The organism is Paraburkholderia jirisanensis, assembly GCF_054782355.1.
Window position 1 is genome coordinate 297,873 of sequence record NZ_BAAGSQ010000012.1, and the last position, 14,877, is coordinate 312,749.

Genomic DNA, 14,877 nt, shown 5'->3' on the forward strand with positions numbered 1-14,877 from the left:
CTTGAGCGCGGGACCAACCCGCCGCACCGGTTCAGCCCGCCCGGGCACCGGCCGCACCAATTCAAAGCAGGTCTTCGGTGCGCGCCGGAACCTGCGTGATCAGGCTCCATACCGACTCGGCCGCCGGCGACAGCGAGCGGTCGCGGCGCCGGACCAGTTCGACCGTGCGTTCCGCGCGCGGCGTCAACGGCCGCGCGACGAGCGTGGCGTCGGCCGGCAGCGGCAGCGCCAGCCACGGCAGCACGCTCACGCCGATACCCGCCTCGACGAGCCCATACACGGTGGCCGGATGTCCCAGCTCCTGCACCACGTCGACCCGTACGTGATGCGCATCGAGCGCCGCATCGATGATCGGCCGGCTGCCCGACGCCTGATCCAGCATCACCAGCCGCTGCCCTTCCAGCGCCTTCCACTCGACCTGCTTGCGCGCAGCCAGCGGATGATCGGCGCGCGACACGAGGCAAAACGAGTCGGTCATCAGCGGCACCATGAACAGGTCGTCGGCGGCAATCGGCCCGACCACCACGCCGAAATCCACCTCGCCGGACTTCACCTTGCGCACCACGTCGCTTTGCACGTCGTCGCGCAAACCCAGCGTGATATACGGAAACTGCCGCCCGCACGCGGCAATCACCTGCGGCATCAGCCGGCACGCGATCGTCGGACTCGCCGCCACCACCACGCGCCCGCGCCGCTGCTCGCCGATTTCGCGGATTTCGCGCAGTGCGTCGTCCAGATCGGTCAACAGGCGTGACACGCTCGCGACGAGGTTGCCGCCGACGTCGGTCAGTTGCACCTCGCGGGTGGTCCGGTCGACCAGTTTCAAGCCAAGTTCCGCCTCCAGTTCGCGCACGCAACGGCTTACCGCCGACTGGGTCAGGCCGATCTCATCGCCGGCGCGGCTGAAGCTCTGCAACCGCGCGACTTCGATGAAGACGCGCAGCTGCCGCAGCGTCACATTCATTTGGCTACCTCATCAATGCGAGTATTTGATGCGCATTGTATGAGGTTTGCGGCTGCTGGACAGCCATTGTGCCCTCTTTCGCTACGTCTCAAAAATAAGGCGCAAACGCACGGCAGGCGGGCTTCATTGCACAAGATTGGTGATAGTCCTGATTTCCGTCGGGGGCTTTTTGGATTCTCATACGGGCCTGGCTAGCCCCCGTGTCGGCCTGTTAGCACGGGGCTTCAAGGCGTTAACCGACCCATTGGCACACTTCATGCGTTGCGATTGACACAAGGGTCGGCGCCGAATCCGGTTCACCCGGATGCCCGCCGCGGCAAGCCCGACCCCCGCCTGGCACTCGTTTCGAGTGCATCGAGAGTGCGCGGCGCGGGGCAGCGCACCGGAGTTAGCTTCGCTGAGGTGAAACATGATGCTGTTCGACGATTTGAAAGACAACGAGTGGGCCCTGGTCGAAGCGTTGTTCTGTGCGGAGCCGGCACGGAGCGAACGCCGCGGGCGGCCCCGAGTGGAAGCGCGCGCTGTCGTCAACGCAGTGCTGTGGGTTCTGTCGACGGGCGAAGGCTGGTCCAAGCTGCCGGGCCGCTATCCGTCGCCGCCGACCTGCCGCCGCCGCTTCGACGAGTGGCAATCCGACGGCACGCTTGCCGAAGTAGTCAAACGGCTCGGCACCAGCGGCCGGCAGATCTCGCTGCGCGGCCGGATCGGCGCCACCGCCGCCAAGCCGCCTGCACCGCCCAGCCGCGACCGTCTGCGCGGCGCGTTCTGGACCAATCCGGAATCGTGGCGCGCGCCGGTCAAGATGGCTTGAGCGCAGCCAGTTGATCCGACCGCGGGCGCCTGTCGGCGCCCGATTTGTATCTGCGTAAATCGGATGTCGCGCCGCGTGGCGACATCAGCCAGCCCCGTCGCCGAAATGCAATGCGCATCGTCGAGCCATCCCGGCCGATAGATTCCTCTGCGCACCCGTGCCCGCATTGCGATGCAGTTCGCCAGCAGGCGCCCGATCCCCACGTCGACGCACGCGCCAAGGTGCGCCAGCCAGCCTGGCGCCACGCCCGGGGATGAAACATCCATTTACTATTATTTACAGCATGCTTTCTCAGGCAGGCATACGGTACAGGTATGCCAACCAGTCGGTACCTCCACGGCCTGACGGGAGCCCTCTCACATGCGATCAATGTTGCTTCTGTGCGGCATTGTCGTTTCTGCGCTTGCCGCGCCTTGCGTAGCCCAACAACGGCCGCAAGGCTGGAACTGGAAGCCTGACCAGCCCGCCACAGTAGAGGCGTGGCAGCAGGCTGAAACGCGTAACCACGAGTTCACGCCGCCAGCGCCGCGCGGTGACTTGCGCGGCGACATCGCGAGCAATGTGCGCGCGCGCCCCGAAGCACAGCGTGGCGACGGTGCGCGCCGCCGCCCCCAGCAAACGCATCCGTGACGCCGCTTGCGATACGTTGGCTTGGGGTCGATGTCGATTGGCTTGCGCTTTGACGAAGCTGGGAACCACCGCTCGTTGCGCCAGTCTGATTCCTTGCCATAAGCACAGCGTGGCAGAAGTATCCGGTACGCCCGTATCCTCGTGATACGGGCTTTTTTTTGCCGCTCGTCAGAGCGGCTGCGGGCATGCGCCAGTGCAGGTATGGCACCGCGTGCCATGGCGGGTTCGGGCACGCGCATCGAATCGGCATAAAGCACGAAGCACAATGGACGCTCGCGCCGCCGCTCGGCGCAATCGCCGTGTGGCACGGGCCGGCGCAGGAATCCAGGCGTCGGGGAACTAGCCGGAATGCGTCGCTACATCACAGCCGCACGCGGGCGCGCGACAACGTAATCGCTCATCCGGCGATTACTCCAGTCCATCGTTTGTTCGTCACGCGCGAGCCGCGCAAACTCGGCCCGGCCGAGCTCGGTCAGCACAGCGATGTCGACGGGAGCATGAAAGCCCGGAGCGGGCGCAACAGTACGCTGTCGTACCGTGTCCATCATGCCGAGAGCACGCAGATATTCGAATACGCCCGGGCGTTTAGCCCACGGTACCTGGCGATATTGCGCCCGCCGCAGCGCTTCAAGTACGGCTTCGTTGGAATAAGTGGTCATCTCACTTCTTTCTTAAAGTGCAGCCATGACACATATTGCGCGACACCTGGCCTACCACCTAGCGACGCTGACGAAACACGTCAAGCGTGTCGCGCGCCTCGCAGCCCTTGCACCGGCCGCGGTTTATTTATTCCGGACCCCGTTGACCGGCATGGTAACGTCCCACCTCGCGTTGCGGTGATGCTGCCGTTGCGGCGCGATCCCGCCCTTGCGACTGCTTCGGAACCCGAGGTTCCGAAACCATTACGTTACCCCAATCAAATTGATTCTTTTCACTTTATTGGCGCTTTTTTTAGCAGCATTTCTGCTGATGAGGCGCGCTCGCGCCGCTATTGCGATCGGCGCGGCACTGCTGTTCTGGCTCCTCGCGGCCGGCTGGCTCGCCGCGCCGCTGCTGGCGAAGGCGCAGCCGCCGGGCGCACCGGGCAGCAGCGTCACGGTCGCCTTCGCGCCGCGCACCGCGATCATTCTGCTGGGCGGCGGCACCGAATACGACGACGACGGCACCCTGATCCCGAAGCGCGACGCACGCGCGCGCATCGACAAAAGCGCCCAACTGTACGCGCAATGCAAGCGCACGGCCGCGGTGTGTACGGTGATCGTCAGCGGCGGTAATCCGCAGCGACACGAAGCGACGGAAGCCGACACGTACCTGCCATGGCTGCTCGGCGAGCGCGTCGCACGTACTGACGTCATTCTCGAGAACCGCAGCCTCAATACCTACGAAAATGCGCGCAACGTAGCGGCCATTCTGCCGCACGGATATTACGATTCGTTGATGCTCGTCACCTCTGCATACCATATGCCGCGCGCGCTGCTCGACTTCCACCTGTTCGGCCTTGCGCCGCAGCCTGCGATAGCGAATACACGTCACGCACGGCGCGGCGTGCTGCCGCGCCTCGACAATCTCGCCGGCGCCGAACTCGCACTTCACGAATTAATCGGCATTGCACAATTTCACGTGTATCGCGCGCTCGGCTGGTTTTGACATGTTGAAAATCGACACTAGCGCGAAACGCGTAAATGTCTCGATAAAATTTTGCTTAGCGATCCGATTCAATTTATGCGGCGTTTATGCGAACGACCCTTAACATCCCTGCCAGCCGCGTGCGCGATTCGTCACCCACGATCGCCCATTTTTACCTTTCAGCAGATTAAACCTTAACACGCGGCACGAATCGTGCGCGGCCGAAAAGGTGTATGGACGGGCGTTTGCCGCTACGCCGAGCTATTGTAACCAAACGTAACGGTCTGTGAATTCTGTTACACCTCGCCTGCTGGAGCGGACATTGCTGGATAGAATGCACTGTCTTTCCAGTTGGACAGGCCACACCTGGGTCCATAACCACTCTCTCCGGAGGTCGCGATGAAGAAAGTGTCCCTCGCAGTCCTGGTTTCCTTTACGGCATTGACCAGCGCGGCTTACGCGCAAACCGACAATAGCGGCATTACGATGAGCACCGACCCATCGAAAGCCGCGGACATCGAACAACGCGCGCAGGATTTGCAATCGCGTCAGCAAGCGATGCCGAGCACGCCGGCGCCGCGCCATCACAAAGGACAAATGCATCACAAGAAGAAAGGCGAGTCCGGCGAGAGTCAATAAGCGCAACACGCAGGGTCCAGGGCCGGAACCGTCGCCGACGGTTCCGGCCTTTTGCATTGCTTTCAGGTACGCTCAGGCGCCAGTAGACGGTGTGCTAAAGTCGCGCACCTGACTCCAACTCAACCCATGCGCACCTGTGGTGCGGAGACCAAGCATGAGCAACATCCAGCTCGATATCGAATGGACCGAAGCGGCATCTCGCAAGATCGAAAAGCTGATGCCGCGCGGCAATCAGGAAGCGTTCCTCGCATTGCCGCCGGTCGAATGCCTGCCGATGGAAGGCGACGTGCTATTCCTCGGCCCGGCCGGCAAACAACAGCCGTTCATCGTCGCAGAGCGCCAGTATCATCATGAAGGCGATGCCGACTGGACCATCATCCTTATTCTCGACGTCCCGCAAGCTACGCATTGACGCGCAACGGCGCGCGTGTTGCGTGCCGCGCGTCGCGCCGGGTCGATCAGACAATCTTGTTGAGCACGCGAATCTCCGAGTGCTCGAGCCACTCCGCCACGGCCGCCCGATACACGGCGATGTGCGCGGATTTGGCGTGCGCGGCAAGCGCTTTTTCACTTTCCCAGCGTTCATAGAAAACGAAGCGGCGCGGCTCGCGCAGATCGCGATGCAAATCGTATTGCAGTGCGCCGTGCTCTTTGCGCGACGGCCCGACGATGCCTTCGAGTTGTGCACGCAATTGCTCTTCGAAACCCGGCTTTGCAACCGAGATAGCGACCACTGCGATTTCACTCATTGCCGACCTCCGTGATTTGTGCAAAATCAGCAGCATACCTGTCGCGACAAAATCTCGCCGCGCGTATCGAGCCGATTCACCGCATGCCATTCGACAGACTGGAATTCTTCCGCGGGTCTGTGATAACCCGAACATTCGCGTAGCATACGAACTGTTAGACTGCTTTCGTCAAACTGGCTTAGTACGAATCCGGCCGGCACGATTGCGAACTCCGCGCTGCGCCTTGTCGCGCGCCGCGCGCTTCGTTCGACGGCCATCCCCGGGGCCATCCCGACACTCAGCCTGACCACGCGCCGCACGCTGCATAGGACACTTAGACGCCATGCCAAACGTCGACGATACGACGCTCACTGGCCTTCTGCAGCACATGGTGCTGGAAGAGACCGGCTGGGCCGCGCCGTGGCGCACGATTACCCTGCGCAGTGTGTTTCAACCGGTCGTGTCGATTACACATCAGCGTGTGGTCGGCTATGAAGCGCTGCTGCGCGCGTCCGATCCGATCGGCCATCCGATCTCCCCCGCCGTCCTGTTTTCAGGCACCCGCTCGACCACCGATGCGCGCGCACTCGATCGGCTTGCGCGCTGTCTGCACGTGGCCAACTTCATGGAACAGGGCATCGACACCGGCTGGCTGTTCCTCAATACACGGCCCCAGGTGTTCGAAACCGGTTGGCCGCAACGGCCGTTCATCGACGAACTGTCGCAGCACTTCGGCTTGCCGCAGGAGCGCGTCGTGATCGAAGTGCTCGAGCAGCCGGCTGACGACGAATCGGCGGTAGCGAGCATGCTGGCCGCGTCGCAACCCCGCGACTTCCTGATTGCGATCGACGACTTCGGCACCGGCTTTTCGAACTTCGACCGCGTATGGCGGTTCCGTCCCGACATCGTGAAACTGGACCGCTCGCTGGTGGCGCGGGCCGGTCGACGCGACGGCGACAATGCGTTGATCAATCATCTGATCACGATGCTGCATCAGTCCGGCACGATGGTGCTTGCCGAAGGCGTCGAAACCGAAGACGAACTGATGACACTGATGCAGGCCGATGTCGATTTCGTCCAGGGTTTCTGGTTCGGCCAGCCGAAGCCTTCGATCAACACCGCGAGTGCACGCATTCCGGAATTGATCGAGCAGATGTGGGCGCGCTTTACCGACTTCGAACGCACCCATGCGCCCTACGAGCGGCCCGAGTTCGAAGGCTTCACCGAAGCAGTGCTGGCAGGCGCGCAAATCTACCTGGCCAATGGCGATCTGCGTGCGGCCGCGCAGCCGGTGTTCCGCCTCACCGACGCGCGCCGCGTGTTCCTGCTCAACGAGCGCGGCGAGCAGACGCAACCGTCGATCACCGCATGCGATACGCCACCGCCGTCACCGCGTCTCGCGCCGCTGTTTCCCGATACGCGCAATAACTGGTCGCGCCGCGAGTACTTCAAGCACGCGCTCGCCGCACCGGGCCGGGTGGCAATGATGGGCCCGCACTGCTCGCTGACCGATGGCGAGGACTGCTACACCGCTGCCGTCGCGGTGCACCGGGATGGCCAGATGCATGTGTTTTGCGTCGACTTCCTGCCGCACAAGCGCGGCGGCGCCGAACGTTAAACCGACGCGCAAGCTTGCAGGCTGCGAGGTTCACTCCCAACTCGCTGCCCGCTCATTCCCCACTTACCCTCTGCCGCCCCGACTTGGTATCGCTGCGCCGTGCCTTGCCGTCGAGCCGGCGCTCCTTCGACGCGCGTGTCGGCCTTGTCGCGACGCGTGCCTTGCGCGTCACGCTGACGCTGTCGATCAGTTCATCGAGCCGCGCTAGCGCCGCGGCACGATTCATCTCCTGCGTACGGTGCTGCTGCGCCTTGATGATCACCACACCTTCGCGCGTGATGCGGTGATCGGACAATGCCAGCAAACGCATCTTCAACACTTCAGGCAGCGAAGAAGCATGCACATCGAAGCGCAGATGTATCGCGCTCGATACCTTGTTGACGTTTTGCCCGCCCGCGCCCTGCGCGCGCACGGCAGTCAACTCGATTTCGCCTGGAGGAATGGTATAGCGGCAGCTCATGATTGGCTCAGCAACGATGGGACGCCAGTGTACACAGACCCAGCGCACACAGACCCGGCACCCCGCACGCCGACAGTGCGACAAACGATGCGACAGCATAACAACGTGTCCGGACACGCGAAACCTGGCCGATCGGACGAGGTCAGAACGACGGCAAAATCAGTTAGACTCGTCAGCGGTTTTGTCATGCTTCCCGGTTCTTCAATCACTCACCAGGCACGAGAGTCCGGTCCGTCGATGCGCTATTCGGTCGAAATAAAAAAGTTTCTGTACAGCCAGTATTTTTATGGCGGCCTGCGCATTGCAATCGGCGTGTCGTTGCCGGCCATCCTGTGCCTGACGGTGTTTCACGATCGCGAACTGGGCTTCACGATCGCCACCGGCGCGCTCGGCGCATGCGCAGTCGACATGCCCGGGCCGCTGAAGTACAAGCACAACGAGATGCTCGCATGCAGTGTGATCGGCTTTTTGTCCGCGCTTGCCACCGGCCTCGCCACGGTCAACCCGTTTGCGCTGTGGTGCACCGTGGTGCCGCTCACCTTCGTGCTGTCGCTAATCGTCGTGTACGGCAACCGCTGGCCGCAGATCAGCTTCGCCACGCTGTTCATGATGACCCTCACGCTCGAGGAGCATTTCACGCCGCTGCAGGCGCTCGTCAACGCGTCGTGGATCCTGCTCGGCGGCCTGTGGTACACGTACTGGTCCACGCTGGTGAGCCGCTGGATGATGCATCGGATCGAACAGCAGGCGCTGGCCGAAAGCGTGTTCGCCTGCGCGGACTATCTGCTCGCGCGGGCGGATTTCTTCGATCTGGATAACAACCTCGACGAGTGCTATCGCAATCTCGTCACGAAGCAGATCGCCGCAGTCGAACGTCAGGACGCCGCGCGCGACATCGTGCTGCGCAACTTGCCAAAGCTGAAAAGCGGCCATCTCGAACCGAACCGCGTTACGCTGTTCAACCTGTTCATCAATGCGGTCGACCTGCACGAGTTGTTCGTCGGCGCGCATACCGATTACCCGCTGGTGCGCAATACGTTCGGCGGGTCCGACGTGCTGATTTTCTACCGCGATCTGATCCGCAAGGCGGCAGCCGATCTCGAGGACATCGGCCTCGCGGTGCTGCAAAACCGTGCGCCGCGCATGCGCATCAACGTGAAGGCTGAACTGCGCGCGATCGAGTACGAGCTCGAACAGATGCGCAAGCAGGGCCTGCCCACGCAGAACCCGGACGCTTACGCGGCCGTGTCCAAATCGTTCCGGCGCCTGTGGAGCGCAACCCGGCTGATCGACCGGATGCGCAACAGTCTTGTCAACGAAGCGTCGGCCACCGAAACCGAGTTGCGCGTCGACCAGGCGCTGTCGCGTTTCGTGTCGAGCCGGCGTGTGCCGTTCCGGCAGATTTTCACCAACCTGACCATGGCCTCGCCGAGCTTCCGGCATGCGCTGCGCGTGACGCTCGCGGTCGCGATCGGCTTCTGGCTCGGGCGTTTGTTGCCGCTCACCAATGCGTACTGGATCGTGATGACCACCATCATCATCCTGAAGCCCGGCTACTCGCTGACCAAGCAGCGCAACGGGCAGCGTATCGTCGGCACGCTGATCGGCTGCGCGGCGAGCATCGTGCTGATGATGTTCGTCAAGGAACCGCACATCCTGATCATCGTGATGTTCGCTTCGATGGTGATGAGCTACAGCCTGTTGCTGTTCAACTATGCGGCGAGCGTGGTGTTTACTTCGTCGTACGTGTTGTTGCTGTTCCATCTGCTTGCGCCGGGCAGCATGCGCATTATCGGCGAGCGCGCGATCGACACCGCGGTGGGCGGCGCGATCGCGATTGCCGCGAGCCATCTGTTTCCGTACTGGGAATACCGGCTGATGGGCTCGCTCGTGAACAGCATGATCTCGGCCACGCGCCAGTTCCTCGAGGCAAGCTGGTGGTGGGGTGGTAAGCCGGCCACCGCGGGCGTGGTGCCGGCGGCCGTCACCGAAGCGGGCGCGCGCGCGTCGGCGGTAGCGATGGCAGATGCGACAGCCGCCAACGGCCGCGCGCCCGAACTCGCCACCACCACCCGCGGCAACGATACCGACGGCATCGACAACCGGCAGGCGGAGCTGGTCGCCACACTCGCCGCGGCCACCGCGAATGCGATTCCCGCGCGCGATGCAGCGGCACCACAGCGCGCCGCCGGGCCACGCGCCGCGAGCCCGTCACCGGGCGCCGCGGCAGCCGCTACCGCGCTCGATCGCGACTACCGTTACCGCCTCGCACGCAAGAACGTGCATGTCGCGTTCGCGAACCTCGGCCAGGCGTTCCAGCGCATGATGCTCGAGCCGAAGTCCGCGCAGAAGTTCGTTCCCGAACTGAACGATCTGCTGGTGCGCAGCCACGTGCTGGCGTCCGAAATCACAGTGGCCGCGCCGCTGCTGCGCTCGCTGATCCAGGCGGACGGCAAGGCGCCGCAGCCGCTCCAGCGCGCGTTAAGCATCGTGCGCGAGAATCTGTCGCTGGCCGAAGCCGGCACCGCACCGCCAACCGATCAGGCTGACATCAGCAAGCTGTTGACGCGCGAGCTTGACACGATGGTCGTCGAAGCCGAGAAAGCGCAGGAGAGCAAGGACAAGGCCGACGCGCTCAATGAGCTGAAGCAGCTCGCGCATCAATGCAAGCAGATGCTGGCGGCGTCTTATCTGATACGTAAGGATGCAAGCGTCATCCGGCTGCCGGAGAATTGACACAAGACAACACGCAAGCACACGAGCAAACAGGACATCGCGTGCGGCAATGCGCCGCAGCGCAATGTTCAGTGCGCCGCGTTGCTCGCGGCGCCCGCCGTAGCGGCAGAGGGCGAAGGCGCTGGCGCCGATGTCGATGCAGCCGTAGCATCGCCGGAATTCTCGCGGTCGAACTCGCGCTTTTCGGTGATGGCGTTGTAAAGCACGGTCGCTATCACCAGCGACACCACGACAACGATCAGTATCGATACACCGAAGGTCGGATTCTTCTTGCGCGGTTGGTTCGGTTGGTTCATCTGACAGCTCTGCCTGCGGTTTGGATTCGACAACAAAGCGGGCATTCTACGCCGCCCTGCCTTGCGGGCGGCTTGCAGCGCACATCACGCGCCCGTCGTCACCGCGGCCGCGCGCACCGGCAGCGCCGTCGAATATTTAATCTGCTCCATCGCAAAACTCGAGCTCACGTCGTACAGCGGCACCGACCGTATCAGCTGCTTGTACACCCTGTCGTAATCGTCGATATCCGACACCACCACGCGCAGCAGATAGTCCGTCTCGCCGCTCATCCGGTACACCTCGACCACTTCGGGAATGTCCTGCACTGCACGCGTGAAGTCGCGCGCCCATGCCTCGGTATGCTGGTTGGTACGCACCGCGACGAACACCGTCGTGCCGACGCCCAGCTTGCGCGGATCGCACAGTGCCACCTGCGCGCGAATCACGCCCGCCTCCTTGAGCCGCTGCACCCGCTTCCAGCACGGAGTCTGCGACAGGTTCACGCGCTGCGCGAGCTCCGCGACCGGCATCGTCGCGTCCTGCTGCAGCAGTTCGAGCAGCTTTCTATCGATAATGTCCATTTTTATTCCCGCCTTCAGGTAGAAAAATATTCTACTTTTTCTGGATCAGAGGGAATTATATGAAAACTCTTTCTCCGCGCAAACCGGTATAAATGTTTCTGCCCAATCAACGCAGAAACAAGCAATAACCGGAGCCCGCGATGAGCCACGAAGTCAATCCGCTCGCCTTCGAACGCCACCCTGTCACTTCGCCGCTTGCCGCCGGCGCACAACATTTCGCACCATCCGCCGATGCCGCGCCGTATCGAGCCGATGCGATCGCACGCCTGCGCGCCGCGCTCGACGCCGCCTTCGACGCCAGCAGCGGCAGCGCCGATCCATCGCGCGAAGCACGCTTCGCACGCAGCGTGCGTATCGCCCTTGTCGAAGCCGCCGCCGACCCCAGCCTGCTGACGCCTGCACAACGCGTCAGCGCACCGCAGAAATATCAGCGCCACATTCTCGCCGCCGACCCGGATGGCCGCTATGCGATCGCATCGCTGGTCTGGCAGCCCGGCCAGGCGAGCCCCGTGCACGCGCATCACACGTGGTGCGGCTATGTCGTGCTCGAAGGCACGCTGAGCGAATCGATCTATGACTGGAATGAAGCGCAAGACTGTGCGACGCACATGCGCGCGCAGCCACGCCCGCACGGCGCAGTGTCGTTCACGCGCGCGGGCCGCGGCTGCATCCATCAGCTCGGCAATGCGAGCGATGCGCTCGCGATCTCACTGCATGTCTATGGCGTGCACGAAACGCAGTTCGCGACACATGTGAACGACATCGTGCGCTGCCCGGCCATCGACGAAGGCACGCTGTCCTGAAGCGAAGCGTTCGGCCGGGCGAGCGTCCGGCCGCGCGCCAGAATCAACCCAACCCGGCGCGTGCGCGTCACCGGCTGAGCGCGCATGTATTGTGCCTTTCCAGCAAGCTAGCCAACTGAGCAAACCAACCGCCCGCTGAAACTCGCCGCACGTGCTCGCGCAAGCGTCAGTGCAAAAGCGCAAGCGAGGCAACCCTCGCCTCTCACCCCTTCCCACCGTCACCCGCAGTCGGAATCTGCGGCGGCACCGAAGCCGTCTGCCCGGTTGAAGGCGGCGCCGGCCGCGGCTCATGCGACACATCGCGCGCCGGCGGCACGGCCGCGCCTGCCATCGGCCGCAGCGTGGTAGCGGCCCGGGCGCCCTTCATCGGCTGCACAGAAGCCGCCGCACCTTCCGCAAGCGGCTCCACCGCGCCCGCAGCCTCAGCCAGCTCCTCATTCAGCGTCTCGCTCGCCTCTTTCCCGGACGTAAAGATGCGCATCTGCGGCACCGGAATTTCGATGCCGGCCTCGTCCATCTTGCGCTTGACGCGCAGATTGAACGCCCGCGCGACGCTCCACTGTTGCAGCGGGCGCGTCTTGATCTGCCCTTTGACGATCATCCAGTTCGGATCGAAGCGATCGAGCCCCCACACCTCGACCGGCCCGAGCATTTCGCGCCGATAGCGGAAGTCCGCCATCAGATCCGCCCCGACGGCGCGAATCAATTGCGTGACTTCATCGACGTCGGCGGAAAACGGCACACGCACCTCGAACACCGCATACGCGAAATCGCGCGACAGGTTCTTCACGATCTTGATCTGCGAAAACGGAATTGCGTGGATCGCGCCCTGCCCGTCGCGCAGCCGCACGGTGCGGATCGACAGATACTCGACGGTCCCCGCGTGCCCACCATCGATATCGATCCAGTCGCCCACCGAGATCGTATCTTCGATGATGATGAACAGGCCGGTAATCAGATCGGCCACCAGCGATTGCGCGCCAAAGCCGATCGCAAGCCCGATCACACCCGCGCCGGCGAGCAGCGGCGTCACGTTGATACCGAGATTGGCCGCCGTCACGATGCCGGCGATGGTCAGGATCAGCACGAACAACACGTTGCGCAACAGCGGCAGCATGGTGCGCGCACGCATGCTCGGATTGCGCGACTTGTTGCGCGGGCTGCTCGGATTGAGCGCTTCGAGAATCGCGGTATCGACCAGGATCCACACGAGCCACGACACGAACAGCGTGACGATGATCGCGGTGGTCGCATGCGCGATGCCTTGCGCGGTCACGCTCTCTTCGATAATGCGCGCGAGCGAGATGTTCCACAGCCGCGCGGCCAGCTCGAAATACGCGAGCCAGATAAACAGCATCGTCAGCGTGCCGACGAAACGCAGCAGCCGCGTCACATACGGCGAGCGCCGGCGGCGCCGCGCGCTTTGCGGGCGCGTCACACGCATCACGATGGCCGACAGGAAAAACGCCAGTACCAGCAGCAGCGCGGTGACCACCGAAATCTGCAGCACGTTCTCGCCGCTGCCGATGCCGCCGATGGTGGCGACCACCGACGCGATCGCGAGCACCAGCATCGGCAGATGCCACAGCGAGCCGAGCACGTCGAATGCATCGGTCGCCACCTTGTGGCCGTGCCGCTGCTCGTACGAACGGTTGCGGATCAGGTGCGCGACCGGCCGCCGGAACGCGATCGCAAAGTAAGCGGTCAGCGCAGCGGCCGTCATGTTCGACACCGTCGACACCAGCGCGGCGAGATTGGTGCCGAGCTGATGCGCGACGTCGTAGTTGACTGCCGCGTCGCCAAGCGCGCTGCAGATGCCGATCGCGAACAGCATGCGCCGCGCGTGCTCGATCAGCAGATGCACGGCCTCGCGCCGATGCCCGGAGCCGAACAGCGAAAACATGATCAGGCAGATCGCCGAAAACACCGCACCCGCGACGATTGCATACGCGATCACCATCGCGATGGTGCGACCGAGTGCATCGGGCATTGCGCGCGCGAACATCAGCGCGGCGAGAAACGCGAAGATCCACGGCCCGACGCGGCGCAACGCGAAGATCAGCAATTCACGCGTAGTTGGATTCGCGTTCAGCTGCACCACGATGCCATAGCGCGCATACACCCTGCGCTGGATGAAGATCAGCCCGGCTGCGCACGCGCCCCAACCGGCCAGCATGGCGAACATGTCGAGCAGGATCGGGCCGAACTTTTCGCGCCCCTGGCTCGACACGATTGTATAGAACTCGTTGGCCGCCGCATTGATGCGGCCCGACCAGTAGTTCATCGGCGTGCGGCCCTGATGCACGTCGGACTCGAACGACGCGATGCCTTGCGCAATCGCGCCGAGCAAGCCTGGGCTCGGCTGCGCGGGCGCGACCGGACCGACGGTCTGGGTCGCTTCGCGCAACTTCTTGAGTTGCGTGACGAGCGCGGTGCGTTGACGATCGCTATCGAGGGTACTGATTACGCTATCGAGCGAACGCGACAGTTCGGCCTGGCTCGCAGGTGTCGGCGCGGACGCCGCATCGGCTGCCGACGCGGACGATGCCGGCGCCGCAGTGGCGCTATTGATCAGGCTTTGCAACGCCGGCAGCACGGCCGGCCCCGCCGCATACGCGGCGCGCGGCATAGACAGCGCGCAGCAGGCGATCAGCAGCGAAATGCACCACGCGCAGAGCATGGCGCGCAGAGAAGCGTGGCGCACAGCAGGTGCGCCGCATACAGGGAGGACAGCGTAGCTGGCCGAACGACCGTAGGCATTCGGCGCAGTTCGGCGCGCGCACTGACCACTACGCCGCGGCGGAATTGACTTCATGACGATCGGTGTAAAACTGCGGACGCCAAAGTTTAGCCGCACTTGCCGTGCAAGGGCGCGTGCATGCGTAACGGATTGTTAGAGCGCTTGCACAACCGCGCGGCAGCGGTTCCACGGCGCAGCAACACGCGTTACATCACGTGTTACATCGCGCGTCACGTCACGCTTTACATCCCATCCTGCATCGCAC

The 14,877-nt window shown here is 63.4% G+C and carries 15 protein-coding genes; 8 read left to right on the plus strand and 7 right to left on the minus strand.

Features of this window, described 5'->3' with window-relative positions; genetic code table 11:
- Window positions 1-61: 61 nt before the first annotated feature.
- Window positions 62-964 carry a LysR substrate-binding domain-containing protein gene (locus tag ACYVNQ_RS08010; protein ID WP_460901953.1) on the minus strand — a complete coding sequence of 301 codons (903 nt, stop codon included), beginning with the start codon at window positions 962-964 and terminating at the stop codon, window positions 62-64.
- A gap of 409 nt (window positions 965-1,373) precedes the next feature.
- Here ACYVNQ_RS08010 and ACYVNQ_RS08015 point away from each other — a divergent pair, with 409 nt between their 5' ends.
- Complete coding sequence (locus tag ACYVNQ_RS08015; RefSeq protein ID WP_460901954.1) at window positions 1,374-1,775, plus strand: transposase; 402 nt, start codon at window positions 1,374-1,376, stop codon at window positions 1,773-1,775.
- A 360-nt stretch (window positions 1,776-2,135) separates the two neighbouring features.
- Window positions 2,136-2,405 carry a hypothetical protein gene (locus ACYVNQ_RS08020; RefSeq protein WP_460901955.1) on the plus strand — a complete coding sequence of 90 codons (270 nt, stop codon included), beginning with the start codon at window positions 2,136-2,138 and terminating at the stop codon, window positions 2,403-2,405.
- Between the two features lie 356 nt (window positions 2,406-2,761).
- Here the strand turns inward: ACYVNQ_RS08020 and ACYVNQ_RS08025 are convergent, their stop codons facing one another.
- Window positions 2,762-3,064 carry a hypothetical protein gene (locus ACYVNQ_RS08025; protein WP_460901956.1) on the minus strand — a complete coding sequence of 101 codons (303 nt, stop codon included), beginning with the start codon at window positions 3,062-3,064 and terminating at the stop codon, window positions 2,762-2,764.
- Between the two features lie 262 nt (window positions 3,065-3,326).
- On the opposite strand from ACYVNQ_RS08025, the gene ACYVNQ_RS08030 reads away from it, so the two are divergent.
- The 3 genes from ACYVNQ_RS08030 (at window position 3,327) to ACYVNQ_RS08040 (ending at window position 5,082) form a co-directional block, all read left to right on the plus strand.
- The gene (locus ACYVNQ_RS08030; protein ID WP_460901957.1) at window positions 3,327-4,052 is read left to right on the plus strand and encodes a YdcF family protein; all 726 of its coding nucleotides are present in this window, start codon (window positions 3,327-3,329) and stop codon (window positions 4,050-4,052) included.
- Window positions 4,053-4,430: 378 nt separating this feature from the next.
- A complete protein-coding gene (locus ACYVNQ_RS08035) occupies window positions 4,431-4,670 on the plus strand; it encodes a hypothetical protein (protein ID WP_460901958.1) in 240 nt (79 codons plus the stop codon).
- A 154-nt stretch (window positions 4,671-4,824) separates the two neighbouring features.
- Window positions 4,825-5,082, plus strand: a complete 258-nt coding sequence (locus tag ACYVNQ_RS08040) for a DNA-binding protein (protein ID WP_133663663.1) — start codon at window positions 4,825-4,827, stop codon at window positions 5,080-5,082.
- A gap of 46 nt (window positions 5,083-5,128) precedes the next feature.
- On the opposite strand, the gene ACYVNQ_RS08045 is transcribed toward ACYVNQ_RS08040, so the two are convergent.
- Window positions 5,129-5,419, minus strand: a complete 291-nt coding sequence (locus ACYVNQ_RS08045; protein WP_460901959.1) for a putative quinol monooxygenase — start codon at window positions 5,417-5,419, stop codon at window positions 5,129-5,131.
- Between the two features lie 322 nt (window positions 5,420-5,741).
- Between ACYVNQ_RS08045 and ACYVNQ_RS08050 the strand changes: the two genes are divergently transcribed.
- A complete protein-coding gene (locus ACYVNQ_RS08050) occupies window positions 5,742-7,016 on the plus strand; it encodes an EAL domain-containing protein (RefSeq protein ID WP_460901960.1) in 1,275 nt (424 codons plus the stop codon).
- A 52-nt stretch (window positions 7,017-7,068) separates the two neighbouring features.
- Here the strand turns inward: ACYVNQ_RS08050 and arfB are convergent, their stop codons facing one another.
- Window positions 7,069-7,476 (minus strand): alternative ribosome rescue aminoacyl-tRNA hydrolase ArfB, encoded by a 408-nt coding sequence (arfB, locus tag ACYVNQ_RS08055; protein ID WP_460901961.1) that lies wholly within the window; start codon window positions 7,474-7,476, stop codon window positions 7,069-7,071.
- Window positions 7,477-7,713: 237 nt separating this feature from the next.
- Between arfB and ACYVNQ_RS08060 the strand changes: the two genes are divergently transcribed.
- Window positions 7,714-10,212, plus strand: a complete 2,499-nt coding sequence (locus ACYVNQ_RS08060; RefSeq protein WP_460901962.1) for an FUSC family protein — start codon at window positions 7,714-7,716, stop codon at window positions 10,210-10,212.
- Between the two features lie 68 nt (window positions 10,213-10,280).
- On the opposite strand, the gene ACYVNQ_RS08065 is transcribed toward ACYVNQ_RS08060, so the two are convergent.
- Both ACYVNQ_RS08065 and ACYVNQ_RS08070 read right to left on the minus strand, forming a co-directional pair.
- A complete protein-coding gene (locus ACYVNQ_RS08065; RefSeq protein WP_460901963.1) occupies window positions 10,281-10,508 on the minus strand; it encodes a hypothetical protein in 228 nt (75 codons plus the stop codon).
- An 84-nt stretch (window positions 10,509-10,592) separates the two neighbouring features.
- A complete protein-coding gene (locus ACYVNQ_RS08070) occupies window positions 10,593-11,069 on the minus strand; it encodes an Lrp/AsnC family transcriptional regulator (RefSeq protein WP_460901964.1) in 477 nt (158 codons plus the stop codon).
- A 140-nt stretch (window positions 11,070-11,209) separates the two neighbouring features.
- Here ACYVNQ_RS08070 and ACYVNQ_RS08075 point away from each other — a divergent pair, with 140 nt between their 5' ends.
- The gene (locus tag ACYVNQ_RS08075) at window positions 11,210-11,872 is read left to right on the plus strand and encodes a cysteine dioxygenase family protein (protein WP_460901965.1); all 663 of its coding nucleotides are present in this window, start codon (window positions 11,210-11,212) and stop codon (window positions 11,870-11,872) included.
- 202 nt (window positions 11,873-12,074) lie between these two features.
- On the opposite strand, the gene ACYVNQ_RS08080 is transcribed toward ACYVNQ_RS08075, so the two are convergent.
- Window positions 12,075-14,687, minus strand: a complete 2,613-nt coding sequence (locus ACYVNQ_RS08080) for a mechanosensitive ion channel family protein (protein WP_460901966.1) — start codon at window positions 14,685-14,687, stop codon at window positions 12,075-12,077.
- Window positions 14,688-14,877: the final 190 nt, after the last annotated feature.

Excerpts from the sequence above, each read along its gene's own strand:
- ACYVNQ_RS08010 (WP_460901953.1), bottom strand. The coding sequence starts at position 964 with ATGAATGTGACGCTGCGGCAGCTGCGCGTCTTCATCGAAGTCGCGCGG.
- ACYVNQ_RS08015 (WP_460901954.1), top strand. The coding sequence starts at position 1,374 with ATGATGCTGTTCGACGATTTGAAAGACAACGAGTGGGCCCTGGTCGAA.
- ACYVNQ_RS08020 (WP_460901955.1), top strand. The coding sequence starts at position 2,136 with ATGCGATCAATGTTGCTTCTGTGCGGCATTGTCGTTTCTGCGCTTGCC.
- ACYVNQ_RS08025 (WP_460901956.1), bottom strand. The coding sequence starts at position 3,064 with ATGACCACTTATTCCAACGAAGCCGTACTTGAAGCGCTGCGGCGGGCG.
- ACYVNQ_RS08035 (WP_460901958.1), top strand. The coding sequence starts at position 4,431 with ATGAAGAAAGTGTCCCTCGCAGTCCTGGTTTCCTTTACGGCATTGACC.
- ACYVNQ_RS08040 (WP_133663663.1), top strand. The coding sequence starts at position 4,825 with ATGAGCAACATCCAGCTCGATATCGAATGGACCGAAGCGGCATCTCGC.
- ACYVNQ_RS08045 (WP_460901959.1), bottom strand. The coding sequence starts at position 5,419 with ATGAGTGAAATCGCAGTGGTCGCTATCTCGGTTGCAAAGCCGGGTTTC.
- ACYVNQ_RS08050 (WP_460901960.1), top strand. The coding sequence starts at position 5,742 with ATGCCAAACGTCGACGATACGACGCTCACTGGCCTTCTGCAGCACATG.
- arfB (WP_460901961.1), bottom strand. The coding sequence starts at position 7,476 with ATGAGCTGCCGCTATACCATTCCTCCAGGCGAAATCGAGTTGACTGCC.
- ACYVNQ_RS08060 (WP_460901962.1), top strand. The coding sequence starts at position 7,714 with ATGCGCTATTCGGTCGAAATAAAAAAGTTTCTGTACAGCCAGTATTTT.
- ACYVNQ_RS08065 (WP_460901963.1), bottom strand. The coding sequence starts at position 10,508 with ATGAACCAACCGAACCAACCGCGCAAGAAGAATCCGACCTTCGGTGTA.
- ACYVNQ_RS08070 (WP_460901964.1), bottom strand. The coding sequence starts at position 11,069 with ATGGACATTATCGATAGAAAGCTGCTCGAACTGCTGCAGCAGGACGCG.
- ACYVNQ_RS08075 (WP_460901965.1), top strand. The coding sequence starts at position 11,210 with ATGAGCCACGAAGTCAATCCGCTCGCCTTCGAACGCCACCCTGTCACT.
- ACYVNQ_RS08080 (WP_460901966.1), bottom strand. The coding sequence starts at position 14,687 with ATGAAGTCAATTCCGCCGCGGCGTAGTGGTCAGTGCGCGCGCCGAACT.